This window comes from Flavobacterium psychrotrophum (assembly GCF_003403075.1).
GTDB lineage: Bacteria > Bacteroidota > Bacteroidia > Flavobacteriales > Flavobacteriaceae > Flavobacterium > Flavobacterium psychrotrophum.
On the sequence record NZ_CP031557.1, the window covers coordinates 477,632 to 492,341 of the forward strand.

General features: G+C 39.5%; 16 protein-coding genes. 3 read left to right on the top strand and 13 right to left on the bottom strand.

The window, feature by feature from the left end:
- Positions 1 to 61 precede the first annotated feature (61 nt).
- The 10 genes from DYH63_RS01985 to DYH63_RS02030 all read right to left on the bottom strand — a co-directional run bounded on the left by DYH63_RS01985 (position 62) and on the right by DYH63_RS02030 (position 8,287).
- Positions 62 to 673, bottom strand: coding sequence for a YiiX family permuted papain-like enzyme (locus DYH63_RS01985; RefSeq protein ID WP_116787204.1), 612 nt, complete (start codon positions 671 to 673; stop codon positions 62 to 64).
- Entirely contained in the window at positions 642 to 1,475 is an 834-nt protein-coding gene (locus tag DYH63_RS01990; protein WP_162926892.1) for a hypothetical protein, read from the bottom strand. The genes DYH63_RS01985 and DYH63_RS01990 overlap by 32 nt, the downstream gene beginning before the upstream one ends.
- 46 nt (positions 1,476 to 1,521) lie before the next feature.
- Positions 1,522 to 2,358, bottom strand: coding sequence for a hypothetical protein (locus DYH63_RS01995; RefSeq protein WP_116787206.1), 837 nt, complete (start codon positions 2,356 to 2,358; stop codon positions 1,522 to 1,524).
- Between the two features lie 55 nt (positions 2,359 to 2,413).
- Positions 2,414 to 3,832 (bottom strand): alkaline phosphatase, encoded by a 1,419-nt coding sequence (locus DYH63_RS02000; RefSeq protein WP_116787207.1) that lies wholly within the window; start codon positions 3,830 to 3,832, stop codon positions 2,414 to 2,416.
- Positions 3,833 to 3,970: 138 nt separating this feature from the next.
- Complete coding sequence (rplS, locus tag DYH63_RS02005; protein ID WP_116787208.1) at positions 3,971 to 4,324, bottom strand: 50S ribosomal protein L19; 354 nt, start codon at positions 4,322 to 4,324, stop codon at positions 3,971 to 3,973.
- 149 nt (positions 4,325 to 4,473) lie between these two features.
- Complete coding sequence (locus DYH63_RS02010) at positions 4,474 to 5,055, bottom strand: hypothetical protein (RefSeq protein WP_162926893.1); 582 nt, start codon at positions 5,053 to 5,055, stop codon at positions 4,474 to 4,476.
- Between the two features lie 2 nt (positions 5,056 to 5,057).
- Positions 5,058 to 6,929 (bottom strand): hypothetical protein, encoded by a 1,872-nt coding sequence (locus tag DYH63_RS02015; RefSeq protein WP_116787210.1) that lies wholly within the window; start codon positions 6,927 to 6,929, stop codon positions 5,058 to 5,060.
- Positions 6,930 to 7,064: 135 nt separating this feature from the next.
- Positions 7,065 to 7,325 (bottom strand): DUF6952 family protein, encoded by a 261-nt coding sequence (locus DYH63_RS02020; protein ID WP_116787211.1) that lies wholly within the window; start codon positions 7,323 to 7,325, stop codon positions 7,065 to 7,067.
- On the bottom strand, positions 7,306 to 7,620 hold the full coding sequence (locus DYH63_RS02025) for a thioredoxin family protein (protein WP_116787212.1): 315 nt from the start codon (positions 7,618 to 7,620) through the stop codon (positions 7,306 to 7,308). The genes DYH63_RS02020 and DYH63_RS02025 overlap by 20 nt, the downstream gene beginning before the upstream one ends.
- Before the next feature lie 28 nt (positions 7,621 to 7,648).
- Positions 7,649 to 8,287, bottom strand: coding sequence for a peroxiredoxin (locus DYH63_RS02030; RefSeq protein ID WP_116787213.1), 639 nt, complete (start codon positions 8,285 to 8,287; stop codon positions 7,649 to 7,651).
- A gap of 215 nt (positions 8,288 to 8,502) precedes the next feature.
- On the opposite strand from DYH63_RS02030, the gene DYH63_RS02035 reads away from it, so the two are divergent.
- The gene (locus tag DYH63_RS02035; protein ID WP_116787214.1) at positions 8,503 to 10,182 is read left to right on the top strand and encodes an amino acid permease; all 1,680 of its coding nucleotides are present in this window, start codon (positions 8,503 to 8,505) and stop codon (positions 10,180 to 10,182) included.
- Entirely contained in the window at positions 10,183 to 10,677 is a 495-nt protein-coding gene (locus DYH63_RS02040) for a MepB family protein (RefSeq protein WP_116787215.1), read from the top strand.
- A 187-nt stretch (positions 10,678 to 10,864) separates the two neighbouring features.
- Here DYH63_RS02040 and DYH63_RS02045 read toward each other — a convergent pair whose 3' ends face one another.
- Positions 10,865 to 11,728 carry a cupin-like domain-containing protein gene (locus DYH63_RS02045; RefSeq protein WP_116787216.1) on the bottom strand — a complete coding sequence of 288 codons (864 nt, stop codon included), beginning with the start codon at positions 11,726 to 11,728 and terminating at the stop codon, positions 10,865 to 10,867.
- Between the two features lie 461 nt (positions 11,729 to 12,189).
- Here DYH63_RS02045 and DYH63_RS02050 point away from each other — a divergent pair, with 461 nt between their 5' ends.
- Positions 12,190 to 12,612 (top strand): DoxX family protein, encoded by a 423-nt coding sequence (locus DYH63_RS02050; RefSeq protein WP_116787217.1) that lies wholly within the window; start codon positions 12,190 to 12,192, stop codon positions 12,610 to 12,612.
- 596 nt (positions 12,613 to 13,208) lie between these two features.
- Here the strand turns inward: DYH63_RS02050 and DYH63_RS02055 are convergent.
- Positions 13,209 to 13,391, bottom strand: a complete 183-nt coding sequence (locus tag DYH63_RS02055) for a CsbD family protein (protein WP_116787218.1) — start codon at positions 13,389 to 13,391, stop codon at positions 13,209 to 13,211.
- Between the two features lie 92 nt (positions 13,392 to 13,483).
- Complete coding sequence (locus DYH63_RS02060; RefSeq protein ID WP_116787219.1) at positions 13,484 to 14,521, bottom strand: COX15/CtaA family protein; 1,038 nt, start codon at positions 14,519 to 14,521, stop codon at positions 13,484 to 13,486.
- Between the last annotated feature and the right edge of the window lie 189 nt (positions 14,522 to 14,710).

Sequence of the window (14,710 nt, forward strand, 5' to 3'; positions counted from 1 at the left end):
CGAAGTAATCTGATTATAAGATTACTTCGTTACTCGCCATGAAAGAGCTGTTTTGAACCCTTTATTTCTCAATTACAGTCTTTAACAAATCGCTATTATAAATATCTGCGGGCGAAATTACTTTTTCATCCATAGGGATGTTATTGCCATAACGCTCTTTCATTTTTTGCTGTACTGCCGGGGCTGATAAATTAAAATCTTTCAGCTTTTTCAGGTGGCCTACTTCAAGTCCGGTAGCATTTTTGTATAACTTCCAGATCAGTTCGCTGCAATAAATGCGGTCATCACTCCATTCAAAATAGAGGTCATAATTTTTCCCGTTCATGGCTCTGGCTGCTGTTTTCATTTTAGTTAAAGCTAAAGGTGTAAGAGCTCTAGTGTCTTTAAGTCGCTTTACGGTGTAGTGGCTATCTTTTCCACGGGCTATCCATGCAGATAAAGGGGTTTTTGTTACAGGTTGTATCGCTTCAAATACAAAATACCGCCCCTTGTCTTTATACACTATTCCGCAATGCGAGTATTCAGTGTGTGTAGCAAGCTGTATGGCCCTGCTTTGTGCTGAGGTTGAGGTCTGAAAGATAATGTCGCCATCGCGAAGCAGGCTTACATCAGCAGCCGTTTCTTTTTTACAGCCAATTAGACTAGTTATTATCAGCAGGAACAGTATTCTCATGGCGTGCTTTATAAACGTGTATCAGGTGTCTTAACTCTTTTTCTTTTATTCTCAGGTTTTCTATCTCAATCTCGATTGAATTGCCCTGATAAAAAAATGTAAGTACAGGTTCTTTATTTTCGGTTATGATGTTATCATTGTAGATGCCTTTCCATTGCATCAGTCCTTTATCGGGTATCCTGATGCCCTCTTCATCTAAAATAAGTTGCGGTTTTTTATTGCGGTACATTTTTATGGCCTGGTATACGAATAACAGCCCCAGGGGTAGCGTAAAATAAGCAACCGGCTTGTGCTTAACATTTTCAGAATAAAAATAGATGTAAGGTGATGCTCCCAGTAATATTGCTGCGATCCCTATTTTTTCGTATATCTTATAGGCCGAAATATAAATGTATGTTGCAGGTGGTACACCGGTATCATCACTGTAGAGATCGGGTTGGCTAAAGCGGCGTTCGAGCGCGGCAAGGGTTTGGCGCTGGGTCGCGTTAATAATTTCAAACCGGTTAGAAAAGCTACCATCCCGGTGTATGATTTTATCTGTAATAGCACGTTTTTTAAGTTCGTGCAGGTTACGTACATTACTGTAGGCCCATATCTTCCAGTAGACGACTGTAAAACCCCAGCATATAAAAGAGAGTACAAGCCCTACTAAAAAACCTGCAGCTACAAACCAACCGCTTTTTGTAATTGCCAGGAGGTAAAAAGAAGCCGCAAAAGGCATTAGTAAACATAGTAGAGGTAATACATTGCATAGCCATTTTCCTCTGGTAAGAGCTTTATCTACAGATACTGTGTATTTCATTGGTTCATTGGTTAAAATATAATGCAATATACAATGTGCCTGAAAATTAAAAACGGCTTTGACGGCTTTTTTCAAAACGTGCTTTGTATACTTTTATCAGCTGTTCTATTTCGAGGGCATTTTTGTCAAGGTTGTTTATCTCTGTACCTGTATGTGTTTTGTTGTAATTTACAACTAACATTTGTTTGCCCCGCCCTATGTGCTTTATTTGCGTTGAGGTAATTTGTTGCCACGCTATTAGGGCTGTATCCCGCAACGTTATACCTTCATTGCTAAGGATAATATGCGGCCCTTTAGTACGAAATTCTTTGTATGCCCGGTACAATAAAAAGATGGCAAAAGGCAGTGTAATAACAAAATGAAGGTAAGGTTTATCCGGATATGGATTGTAAAGCAATTCACGTATTACGATACCAATTAAGAACAGTGCGAATACTGTAATGATATAAGGGGTTGCTTTTGCTTTGTATATCTCAGTTTTGTCTCTTACCGAAAGGTCTACATGAAAAACATCCGGTTGCTGAAATTTGCGTTCCAGCTGTTTTAAGCGTTCTTTTTGTGAAGGTGTCTTAATTTCGAGCTTTTGCATAAAACTGCTATCTGCCCAGATGAGGTGGTATTTTAGTGCATCACTTTTTAATTCGTGAATATTACGCACATTTTCATATGCCCATATCTTCCAACTTACAGTTGCATACTGCCAGTAGGCAAATGCTATAAGAGTGCCAACAGGAAATCCAAGCAACCCAAGCGGAACCTGGTGTAGTGCCGCACCTATAAAAATGCCTGCAAATATTGAGGTAAGCCAAATGGCTAAAGAAGTAAAGGGTATTAGTAACCGTCCCTTTTTTATGGCCTGGGCTACAGTATAAGTTGTGTTCATGTAAAAGTAAAATGCCACGCTTGCAGGCGTGGCATCAAATATAAAGAAACTTCTCTTAAAATTTATTTTCTACTTCAGCAGCCTGAAGCATAAGGTAATGCAGGTCAGTATTTTTTACAAAAGGCTTCAGCAATTCGCTCCCTGGGCCAAAGGCTGCCAGGTTAACGTAGTCTGCGCTGTGGTCCATGCTTATCCAGCCCACGCTGGTATAGCTTTTCTGCATCTCTGCAAACGACTTAAAAGGAACTTTTTTGTAGTTGTACAGCCCGTCTTCTTCTTTATTCAGACCTGAATAATGGCTTAGTATACTCTTTGCTTCGTCTTCGGTAAGTGTGTGCCCGTTGCCATAAGCAATAAGCTCTCGCACTTTAGCAGGGGTAAAGTCGGGCTTTATTTCGTTTAGCAGCCACTCATTAGTATGGGTAAACTTCTGTATGCTGTCAAAGTTGTCATTGGCATTCTTGCCATAAATTACACCTGGATTTGCGTTACCGTGGTCGGTTGTGATGATAACAAGTGTTTCTTTATCCTGTTCGGCAAAGTCAATGGCTACTTTTACAGCTTCGTCAAAAGCGGTCATGTCATAGAGTAGCGCACCTACATCATTAGCGTGTGCGCCCCAGTCTACTTTACCGCCTTCTATTTGCAGTACAAAACCATTCTTGTTGCCCTTCATGTGGCTTATGGCTTTCTGTGCCATTTCGGCAAGGGTAGGAGTATTGTTCGTTAGCTCTTTATCATTAGTACGATCAAGACTGTAGGGTAAGCCATTATCGCCAAACACTCCTAAAACCGATTTTCCGGGAGAGGTGGCCAACATCTCCTGGCGTGTGCGTGCCACCTGCCAGCCTTTAGCCTTATAAGCGGCATACATATCTTTCTTGTCTTTACGGTGGCCTGCGCTAAAATAGTCGTTACCGCCGCCCATCATAATGTCAAAGCCCAGTGCCAGGTAATCTTCGGCAATGTCTTCCATCGCGTTGCGGCTGTCGTTGTTTACACAAAAACCTGCCGGGGTAGCGTGAGTAATGGGTACTGTGGTAACACAGCCCGCCATTTTACCTGCCTTTTTAAACTTTTGCCATATCGGCATATACTTTTCGCCATTAGGACCTACATTAAGCACGCCATTTTTAACGCGAACGCCACCGCCCCATGACGAACTGCCGGCAGAAGAATCTGTAACTATAGAGCTTGCCGAAGCTGTATCCATAAGGGCATTAGTAACACGACTGTCTTTATAAAGCTGTATCCAGTTACTGCCTTTACCGTTTTTGCGGCTCAGGTACAGGTCGGCCATATTAAGCGTACCTGTGCTCATACCGTCGGCCACCATAAAGATGATGTTTTTGGCTTTTTTATTTTTATTGAGGATGCCTGTATCAAATACAGATGCGGTGCTTTCTAAAGGATTGATAAGGGCAGCGCCTAATGTGAAGAGCGAGCCGTTTCGGAAAAATTTTCTCCTGTTCATTATAAATTGGAATTTTGCCAAATTTAATAACATTTACAGCACTCAGCATTACCGGAGGGTTAAATTAACACAGGCAGGAGGGGGCAAAAAAAATCCCCGCACAATGTGCAGGGATTCTTAAATATGATCTTGTAAGAATTACCTTCTTCTTTTTTCTTTGATCTTGGCTTTTTTACCAGTAAGATCGCGGAAGTAGAATATACGAGCTCTTCTAACTTTACCTCTTTGGTTAAGTTCGATTTTTTGAAGTGCAGGCATGTTAAGTGGGAAGATACGCTCTACACCTACAGCACCAGACATTTTACGGATAGTAAATGTTTGAGTGATACCGGCGCCCCTTTTCTGGATAACAACACCTTTAAAGAACTGAGTTCTTGTTTTTTCACCTTCTTTAATTTCGTAGTACACAGTAATAGTGTCACCTGCGCCGAAATCAGGAAAATCTTTTTTTGTAACGAATTCGTCTTGTACGAATTTTACTAAATCAGACATGCTTTTTAGTTTTAAATGTTTGCATCAGAACAACATACCACGATTTTCGCCAGAGGTTGACCCGATTGAGGGTGCAAATATAAAACTATTTTTTGAAGTGCAAAGTAAAAATATAAAGTTTTAAGGGGTTAGTTTAGATTGTGTTAGAACTAATTCATGTTGTAGTCATCAATTTCATGTACAATGTTCCATTTCCCTTTTTTTCTTTCCATAACTATCACCTTAAAAGTGCCCAGGTATAGCCCTGCACTAATGCTTTTAGCTACTGTAAAAATACAGTACTTTTTTTGATATAAAATAGGTTTAGAAAACGAATAAACATCAGTAGTTACATTACCCGCTTTAATCATATTGACATCAGGGAAATTACTTTTGTTTATTAGCGATATACCGGTAAGGTTAAAATCTTTCGCATCCCACTCTTTGTCTTCCCATATGCTATCTGTTTTTATATATCCATAGTTGTATGCCATTTCATCAAAATCTTTTTGGTTGTAAAGCGTCTCTGGTGCTCCATCATACCGTTCCATATTTCCGGTCGAAGGATTTATAATTTGTCTTCCATGAAAGATGTCTATGGTTTTTTTATTGCTTATTATTTGCTTTAGAATGACTACACTATTTGATTGCCTGACAGAATTAGTTAGGTAGTAGTTTACAGGATCATTGCTTCTTATTGCTGCGCACCCAGTGGCTACTATTATTACAAGAAATATGAAAAATGTTTTCATGGTCAGTTGCAGGTATTTCCGACAGGCGAAGCACCTTGGGTCGGATATCCAATCAATTCTGAATTGTATCTTGCAATGATTCGACTCCTGTTGTTATTTTCATTTGGATATAGTGTATTAAATATAGGTGCTTCCTGAAGGCTACCCCAAGCTAAGTCAGTATAAATCTGTTGAGGTGCAGCACCTTCAGTTACTGGTGTACCTGTTTGATATTCTTGTAATGCGGAAGCCATAACATTTACATATTGATTAGCCATCTCTTCATGATGTGCCTGGATTGAAGAGCCGGGATAGGTTTTGTCAACAAATTTTTGAAATAAAGTTGGAAAATCATTATAGGCTGAAGAGTTTTGAGGAACTCCGTTATGATAATCGTCGAAAATGCTCATAAAGTACGCATGTATTAATTCATGTATTAAAAGAGTAGCTCTCCCCAGTTTAGTTGCATTACTAAAAGGAAAATCAGAATTTAAAGTTACAGTATAATTGTAAGGTGAATTCACAACTGTATTAGCTGGGCTTCCACTTGCAATTGAGGCTGATTTAACTGTTGTATTATATGTACTTCCATTTGCATCCAATTTAGCAAATATTTTACAGATATCTATATCAGAATTGTTTTTAATAGCATTTAATACACTAGCACTGCATTGGTCAAGTTGCGAGTAATTTATTTCCTTTTCAATTAAAAATGGTTTGATGCTAGAATAATTCCACGGATTATTTTTAATTGAATCGACAATTTCGGAAACAAATTCCAAACTCTCCTCACTAAACCCATTCTCATCTAAATAATCACAAATATCCTGAGCAGCCTCAACATTAGACTTCGCTAAATTTAAAATATCAATGGCCATTTCTTTAGTAATGTTGCTGTACAAATTATCTAAAACAAACTTTGCCACATCTTTACTTGCACCGGAAAAATTATTTAGCTTCAATTGTTCTACCATAGGTATCCTTACATCTACATTTGCGGCACTTGTCATAGTAGCACGTTGGGTTGGGGTAAGGTCATTATTGTAAAAATTTTGTTCTGCTGTTGGTATCGTCAGTAGCGGAAATGTGATTATGGCATCATCTTTATCAGGGTCATACGGCGGAATATTAGGGTTATAAGTACCACCACTGTAATAGCCGCCGTTGCCACTACCCAGGCCGCTATAATTGCCGCCGGTTACCCAGCCATTATCGCCGTCATCAATCAGTAAACTACGTGTAAGAACAAGTAACTGCGGCTTTCTGTCGGCATGGCAGCCACCCCAACTTGATATATTAGAGCCATTATGTGTAGATACTCCGTTAGTTATATGGCTGCAGCCAATAATAACAAGTTCAGTGTACCACACTTGTGTAATTTTTGCAGCAACTGATGATGATTTAAATAGCGGAAGCGGTGTTCGCGTTACTAAATTCTTAAAAAGGGTAGGCTTTCCATCAATTAAATAATCTTTCTCAACCTCAGATAGGTTGTAGGTATAGAGCTGAGCAGAATAATCGCCATTAGGTACAGAGCTAAGTACCAAGTTTTCGGTTTTTCCGCTGTCAGGCAGACGGTATATAGAAAATGTGAGTGAGTGGTAGGATCCTTTGTCAATTCTCAATATGCTATCAGTATTTACATAAAAGTCATAATCTTCGTTGTATACACTTTTAGTAAGTTGAGCTTTATTGCGCTCTTCGTCAATCTTGTTTAAAATTTCTAAAACTTTAGGGTATTGTGCTAAATCTTTTTTTGAAATATAAGTATGCTTAAAACCTGTTTCGTGGGAAGAAGCATTTTTTTCGGTATCAGCGATGTCATCATGTTCACATCCGGAAAAAATAAATAAAAGGCAGGTCAATGCTGCTAAAAAGGAAAGTGCTTTTTTCATTATATTATAAATTGGTTGGTAAAGCCAATTTATAAAAATGCTACCATATATGTGTTAAAAAAAACGTTAATGTGTACAAGCAAAAAACGCCCCCGTTTCCGGAGGCGTTTCAATATAAGGTAGTTGCAAAACAACTTAATTCTTGTCTATAGCACCAAGAACGCGCATCATAAAACTATTAAGCGCATCTTTTTTGCTCATGCCGTCTTTTATCATTTTGCTTACTTCAAGCGCACCATACATATTAGAGATAAGTTCTCCCACTACATCAAGCTCCTCGTCTTTTAGCGAAGGCACTTCGGTAAGCGCTTCAAGCACTTCCAGGGTTTCTATAATATAGTCCTGGTCGTTTTGCTCTATAAACTCCGTTAGGTGCTTAATTACTGGTAACTTCATTTACAAGATCGGTTAAAATTTCTACTTTATTAGTTTGTACCTGGTTAACCAGTACCCCGTTTTTAAACGTGGCAAAAGTGGGCAGGTTATCTACCTTAGCCAGCTTGCGCGACTCAGGAAAATTTTCTGCGTCTGCAATTACAAACGTTGCGTTTTCATTTTCTGCAGCCATTTTTTTGAATTTTGGCTTCATGATCCTGCAATTACCGCACCATCCGGCCGAATATTGTACCACAACAACCGGTGCGCCGGCAACAATTTCTGCCAGGTTGTCCTTATCTAATTCCTGTAACATGATGGTTTACTTTTTTTGTATTTATAATTTAGTTAGAAGCAAGGTATGATGCCACACCTTTGCGGTCTGCCGTCATTGCTTCTTTGCCTTCTTCCCAGTTTGCAGGGCACACTTCACCTTTTTCCTGTACGTGAGTGTAGGCATCTATAAGCCTTAGGTATTCGTTTACATTACGCCCAAGAGGCATATCGTTTACACTTTCGTGGAATATTTTTCCGTCTTCGTCTACAAGGTATGTAGCACGGTAGGTAACGTTAGAACCTTTAAGGATAACAGAGTCAGTTTCTTCGTTATATTCAGAAGACTCTACATCAAGAATGCCCAGTATGTTAGAAAGGTTTCTCGTAGTATCTGCAAGTATAGGGTAAGTAACACCTTCTATACCACCGTTATCTTTTGCAGTGTTTAACCATGCAAAGTGTACCTCGTTAGTATCGCAAGAAGCGCCTATTACAGTAGTATTTCTTTTTTCAAATTCGCCAAGTGCAGCCTGAAACGCGTGAAGTTCTGTAGGGCATACGAATGTAAAATCTTTAGGGTACCAGAAAAGAAGTACTTTCTTTTTGTTGTTTACAGCCTCCTGGTAAACGTTGATCGATAAATTATCGCCCATTTCTGAAATGGCGTCAACGGCAATGTTTGGGAATTTTTTTCCTACTAATGACATAATCTTTGTATTTAAGTGGTTTTAAAAACGTTTTTAGAACAACACAAAAATACGCCGTTTATTAAATCATCTGATATAAGATTTATCATATTTGTTTATGATTTTATAAATAAAACCTATCTGTAATAAATTAACGATAAATTGTGAAAAATGCAACATAACACGCTTTTATGTTTTAAGTTTTTTATATTTGTTGCTGTACCAATACATAACAAATGGCATTTAAAGATCTTTTTCGTACTAAACCAATAGGCAAAATACTACAACAGGGCGGCGATGGAGAGCACGGCAGCCTGCACAAAGTATTAACGGTAAGAGATTTGACATTTTTTGGTATTGCAGCCATCATTGGCGGAGGTACATTTAGTGCCATTGGTAATGCTTGTTTTTCTGGCGGGCCTGCTGTAATATTGCTGTATATAATGTGTGCTGTGGCGTGTGGCTTTACCGCTATGTGCTATGCCGAATTTGCATCGCGAGTGCCGGTATCGGGCAGTGCTTATACCTATGCTTATGTATCTTTTGGCGAGCTCTTTGCCTGGGTTATTGGCTGGGCGCTTATCATGGAGTATTCTATTGGTAACATCTATATTGCCTTCTCCTGGAGCGGTTATTTTACAAACCTGCTCGAAACGTTTCATATCCATTTGCCTGAATGGCTTACCATAAATTATACTGAGGCACACCGTAATTTTACAGAGGGCAAGGCTGGAGAAGGCTTTAATGCATGGCAAAACGCACCATTACTGGGCAGCCTTAGAATAATCTTCGACCTGCCCGCGGTAATAATAAATGTACTGATAACCTACCTTGTATACCGTGGTACTAAAGAGTCTAAAAACTTTAGTAATGCTATGGTGGTTATAAAACTGCTTATCGTGTTACTGGTAATTGCTGTAGGTGTTTTTTACATAGATATTGATAACTGGACGCCTTTTATGCCTAAGGGCTTTGGCGGTGTTATGGCGGGTGTATCGGCAGTGTTTTTTGCCTACATAGGTTTTGATGCTGTATCTACCCTTGCAGAAGAATCTAAAGACCCTCAGCGCGACCTGCCAAAGGGGATGATTTATTCGCTGGTTATCTGTACAGTACTGTATATTATCCTGGCACTTGTGCTTACCGGTATGGTGCCGTATGAAAAACTGGGAGTAACAGATCCGTTAGCTGAAATATTTGCCCTTAAAGGTGTAAAATGGATGCTGTTTATTGTTTCTATAGCTGCTGTGGTAGCCATGACAAGCGTTATGCTGGTATTCCAGCTGGGGCAGCCGCGCATCTGGATGACCATGAGCCGTGACGGACTGATGCCAAAAAAATTCTCATCAATACACCCTAAATTCAAGACCCCAGGATTTGCAACCATAGTTACGGGTATTGTGGTAGGGTTACCTATCTTTTTTACCGATGAAACCTTTGTGCTCGATTTTACAAGTATAGGTACGTTATTTGCCTTTGTACTGGTATGCGGCGGTGTATTGTTGCTGTCTCCTCAAAGTGCTGAAGAAGTGGCCGAAGCCAAAACAAAAAGCAAATTCAGAATACCATATATCAATGCCAAGTTTATATTCCCGCTTATTATAATTGCTGCCGCAGTAATTGTGCACCTTTCGGTTCCTGATTTCTTTAGCAGTACCTTCGATTTTTCGGGAGATGTAACAGCTAATATTACAATGGTTATCTTCTTTGTGCTATGTGTAGTTATGGCGGTGCTGGCATTTTTAAAAAACCTTTCGCTTGTACCATTGCTGGGATTAGTGTCTTGCTGTTACCTGCTTACCGGTATGGCGCTTAGTAACTGGATGTGGTTTGGCGCATGGCTGCTGCTTGGACTGGTGTTCTATTTTGCATACGGCAGAAGCCACAGTAAGCTAAACGTTAATAAATCGGTATAATTGAGCAGTAACGATAAGCTTGGTTTACAGGTGCTCGAAGACTTAGGTTTAGGTATCAGTGATTTTACTACAGATAAAGAAAGTGCCGACTATAATGCCGCTTCTTTTAGCCTGAATGGGCTAAACATATTGTACAGGTCGGCTAAAATTACCCCTACTAAAAACGGACAGTTTGTAACGCTGTGGAAGCGAATAAAAAATGGTACTATTCAGCCATTTGATAATAACGATGCTGTTGATTGTGTTGTTGTTGCTGTTCAGAAAGATGGACAATCAGGACATTTCATATTTTCGGCGGATATTTTGTTCCAACAAAAAATATTCTCGAAAGATAACGTAGAGGGGAAACGAGCTTTCAGGGTATATCCTCCATGGGATGTTCCGCAAAGCAAACAGGCAGCTAAGACCCAGAAATGGCAACTGGATTTCTATATAGAGATTAAAGACGGAATGTATACCAATCCTGTAAAAGTAAAATCGCTTTTAGGCTTGTAATTATCCCAGCCGGAAAGGTTAGTTGTTTTATGCTGTAACCCGAAAATGATATAGTTAAACCCTCTAAGCTTTCAAAGCTGAATTTAGGTTAAGATGACGTTTTAGATATAACAAAAGGCCTGATAAAATTATTCTTATCAGGCCTTTATGTTGATTACTGCAACTTTGAAACTATGAAACTCTGCAACTATTTCAATAAAGCATTTGTACGTCTTACAGCTTCTTCAGCTTTATAATCCAGCCATGCCTGGCCTTTGCGCTTACGCATCCAGTTATCGTAAATACGGTTAAAGGTAACGTTAGCTAAGCCCTTAAACAGGTTCTTTGGCCTGCCTGCAAGCGAGCGGAGACTTAACGAAAAGCCCGGTGTTTCATATTTCATATAGTGCCACCAGCCTTCGGGCATGTACAGCATTTCGCCGTGCTCCAGGTGGGTAATGTATGGGCGTACTTTTTTAAGCGCAGGAAATTTTTCAAAGTCAGGATTGTCAAAGTCAATATCTTCATTACAAATCCATGAGTAGGGCAGGCGGTACATATATTTAGTATCCTGCGGATCTACCAGCACGCACTGTTTTCTTCCGCTAAAGTGAAAGTGCAGTATGTTAGGAAAATCAATGTCATAATGCATAAAAACCTTAGCACCCTCGCCTCCAAAAAATACCAAAGGAAGGCTCTTTATAAGGCGCAGGCCAAGATCTGGCCACTTCATATCTGCTTTCATAGCAGGAACTTCCTTAAGCAGGTTGAACAAAAATATGCGAAGCTGTGTGGGGCCTTTTTTTAGTATGGCAATATATTCTGCCATGGTCATGGTAAAGTCGGGTTCGTTTACCTTTTTAGTATGGTCGGTTTTGCGGTTGTCATAAAGAGGTACCATTTTATCGCCGGCAACCTCCTTTAAAAAATCAAAGTTCCACTTTTCAAAAGCGGGCCAGTCTTCTATCTGGCGTGTTATAACCACGGGTTTTTGTGGTTTGTAATAATTATCTATAAACTCCTGTTTGGTAAGTTTTTCAACCCGTTCTATTTGCCTGTAATCAAATCCCATGATGATGATATACGCTGTCTGTGCGCTCTACCAAAGGTACCGAAAAATTATATGCAGTAATAAAACTTTTAAATAGTGACGGGTCTATTTATTAACCGTTTTTTTAACCAATGATATCTATAGCTTAATATTGTAAAGTGTTTAAAATCTATAAGCTAAAGTTGTGTCAGGCTATTTTAGGTGCTGTTTACAAGTAGTTTGGTTTATAAAACACATTGAATTTAACTTATTGCTACCTGTCAAAAGTGTTTTAGCAGGCATTTTTTTTAACCGGTATTTTGATGTGGATACTATTGTATGGCTGAGGTGTGTAATATGGGTAACCGTAAATAATTACGCACTTCCCATTTGTCTGATAGTTTTAGGTAAACGTTTGATTTTTAGTGTGCTTTTTATTTTGGAATAAATATTTTCTTACCTTTAGTAAGTGTTTGATTATCAATTTAAAAACCTTACTTATTATGCAATCTAATATTACTACGACCAAAACCCAGGACATTTTCAGGATACTGCTGGGGTTACTGCTATTATTTACAGGCATAGGCCATCTTACCTTTGTACGGGAAGATTTTGCTGCACAGGTGCCATCTTGGGTACCGCTGGGTGTAGATACTGTTGTAGTACTTTCGGGTATTGTAGAATTAACCCTTGGCTTTTCGCTCGTAGCACTGGGCAGGTATAAAGTTTGGGTAGGGTGGGTAACAACGGTCTTTTTTATCGCCATCTTTCCGGGAAACTATACCCAGTACATAAACCATACCGATGCTTTTGGGCTTAATACCGATAACCTGAGATTAATAAGGCTGTTCCTGCATCCTATTTTAATTATCTGGCCGCTGTGGAGTACCGGCGCGTGGAAGGCTGCATTTGGAAGAAAAGCTTAGTTAACGTGAGTTCGAGTTAAGGTGCTATTTTTCTTTTCAAAACCTACAAGGTTACAAAAACCTTGCAGGTTAGCACAGATTCGATTATTTAGGGTTCCTGCAAGGTCTTCAAGACCTTGTAGGTATAAATTTAAAGGTTAAATATCTTATGATTCGCTTAAATCGAACTCACGTCAGTCAGTATACTTAGTAATATAAAGCATTCCCTTTAGGTACATTTCTAAAGATCAGGCAAAGGCATGAAGGCGCAAAGTTTTCTGTAACTGTTAGATAATTTATTAAGCTTTGAGGATCTGCCCCTTTGCGAGAAATATTTTTGGATTGAATGAGAATTAAATAATAGAAATAAAAAATGTCGTGTTTTGCACAGTAGAGATTTCTCCTTCGTCGAAATGGAAGGGCGTTGTGTTCCATTTCGACCGCAGCCTGCCTGCCGGCAGAGGCAGGCGCAGCGAAGTGGAGAAATCTCAGAGTTATTATGACAATAAATTATTCCTATTACTTAGTGAAAATAAAAAAACTGTTCGGCAAACAAATAGCTTGTTTACAGAACAGTTTCCGAATGTGGTTATGGCCCGTTGAGGGAAAGGGTTCAGCTATTGAAAAAGAGACATAATTTCTTTTTTCGCTTTGCCCAGCTTCTGCTCAAGGCGTCCCCACATTTCATCGTCTTTACCTTCTTCGTATTTTAAATCGTCATCGGTAAGTTCGGCATATTTTTGTTTGAGTTTTCCTTTAAACTCATCCCAGCCACCTTTAATTTCGGTTGAATTCGGCATATCTTTTTGTTATTAGGTTATTTTCAGTATTGTAAAATTACACCCTGAAATCCTAATTTGATGGTAAAGGAATGATAATGGTTTGCTAAAGTTTAGGCTTGCTGTGCAACACTCCTTCTGCTTTCCAGTATCATATAATACTGCGTTCCAAACAGCAGCGAAGCCGTTACCACATGGATACTTTGCGAGGCAAAAGGGAAGTCAAAGTTATACATGGCAATGCCACTGGCAATCTCTACAAGCAGCAGGCATAAGACCCATGATGTTTTTGCATAGCCAAGCCCTTTTTGCTTGTTCATGATAAACAGCCAGATATTCATACCTAACACGGCGATAGAAAATGAGCGGTGAATGTAGAAATTAATTATAGGATCCTGCATTACCAGGTGAATGTTTTCATGCCCCAGAAGCTTTACCTGCTCGTCTACAAACTGGCGCACCTCTGTACCCAGTACTACCTGTATCAATGTAAACACAAGCGTAACCCATAATAGCTTTTTAAAGAAACCATCGTGTTTATAAAAGGCTTCGGTATGGGTTAGTTCTTTTGCCTTATCAAGTATATTGAGTATTACCCCAACAATAATAAGTGCCACAACCATATGCACGGTTATTTTTACGGGATTTAAAACGCTGTATACCACCGTAGCACCAAGCCAGGCCTGAAAGCCCATTAAAAAGACGGCTAGCCAGGATAGTAATATGATGGACGATTTTGTCTTACCAAAAGAGAATGATGCAAATGCCATAAACAACACAGCCAGCCCTGCCAGTGCCCCGGTAAGCCTATTGATATATTCTACCCAGGTATGTACAGGGTTAAACTCGGCATAATCGTGTTTGGTATAATGCTCCCAGTTGGCTTCGTTATAATCGGCAGCGGTTGTAAAGGTTTCCCGCGCCACCCATAGCTTTTCATCATGAATGATAACCTGTCCGCGCTTAAATTCACGGTTGGGCGTAAACTGTAGTTCCTTAATATCAGTAGGGGGAATGTAATATCCAAAGCACTTGGGCCAGTCAGGGCAACCCATTCCTGAGCCTGTCATCCGTACCAGCGCACCGGCTACTATTACTAAATAAACTAGTATTAAGGCTATTCTTGTTATGCGGGGAAAGTACCGTTTCATTTTTTATTTAATTTGGCGCAAGGTCTTACTAACCCTATGCCTATTCTATGATAAAAGTCATTTTGTAATCATCAGTTACAAGGTTTTGTCATTCCGACGATAGGAGGAATCCCGATTGAAATTTGAGATTCTTCCACTCCGCTGCGCTACGTTCAGAATGACAAAGCGCAAACAACGTCAAGAAACAAT

What these genes read in the sequence shown, in the direction of transcription:
- DYH63_RS01985 (WP_116787204.1), bottom strand. Translation starts at nt 673, where the DNA reads ATGAGAATACTGTTCCTGCTGATAATAACTAGTCTAATTGGCTGTAAA.
- DYH63_RS01990 (WP_162926892.1), bottom strand. Translation starts at nt 1,475, where the DNA reads ATGAAATACACAGTATCTGTAGATAAAGCTCTTACCAGAGGAAAATGG.
- DYH63_RS01995 (WP_116787206.1), bottom strand. Translation starts at nt 2,358, where the DNA reads ATGAACACAACTTATACTGTAGCCCAGGCCATAAAAAAGGGACGGTTA.
- DYH63_RS02000 (WP_116787207.1), bottom strand. Translation starts at nt 3,832, where the DNA reads ATGAACAGGAGAAAATTTTTCCGAAACGGCTCGCTCTTCACATTAGGC.
- rplS (WP_116787208.1), bottom strand. Translation starts at nt 4,324, where the DNA reads ATGTCTGATTTAGTAAAATTCGTACAAGACGAATTCGTTACAAAAAAA.
- DYH63_RS02010 (WP_162926893.1), bottom strand. Translation starts at nt 5,055, where the DNA reads ATGAAAACATTTTTCATATTTCTTGTAATAATAGTAGCCACTGGGTGC.
- DYH63_RS02015 (WP_116787210.1), bottom strand. Translation starts at nt 6,929, where the DNA reads ATGAAAAAAGCACTTTCCTTTTTAGCAGCATTGACCTGCCTTTTATTT.
- DYH63_RS02020 (WP_116787211.1), bottom strand. Translation starts at nt 7,325, where the DNA reads ATGAAGTTACCAGTAATTAAGCACCTAACGGAGTTTATAGAGCAAAAC.
- DYH63_RS02025 (WP_116787212.1), bottom strand. Translation starts at nt 7,620, where the DNA reads ATGTTACAGGAATTAGATAAGGACAACCTGGCAGAAATTGTTGCCGGC.
- DYH63_RS02030 (WP_116787213.1), bottom strand. Translation starts at nt 8,287, where the DNA reads ATGTCATTAGTAGGAAAAAAATTCCCAAACATTGCCGTTGACGCCATT.
- DYH63_RS02035 (WP_116787214.1), top strand. Translation starts at nt 8,503, where the DNA reads ATGGCATTTAAAGATCTTTTTCGTACTAAACCAATAGGCAAAATACTA.
- DYH63_RS02045 (WP_116787216.1), bottom strand. Translation starts at nt 11,728, where the DNA reads ATGGGATTTGATTACAGGCAAATAGAACGGGTTGAAAAACTTACCAAA.
- DYH63_RS02050 (WP_116787217.1), top strand. Translation starts at nt 12,190, where the DNA reads ATGCAATCTAATATTACTACGACCAAAACCCAGGACATTTTCAGGATA.
- DYH63_RS02055 (WP_116787218.1), bottom strand. Translation starts at nt 13,391, where the DNA reads ATGCCGAATTCAACCGAAATTAAAGGTGGCTGGGATGAGTTTAAAGGA.
- DYH63_RS02060 (WP_116787219.1), bottom strand. Translation starts at nt 14,521, where the DNA reads ATGAAACGGTACTTTCCCCGCATAACAAGAATAGCCTTAATACTAGTT.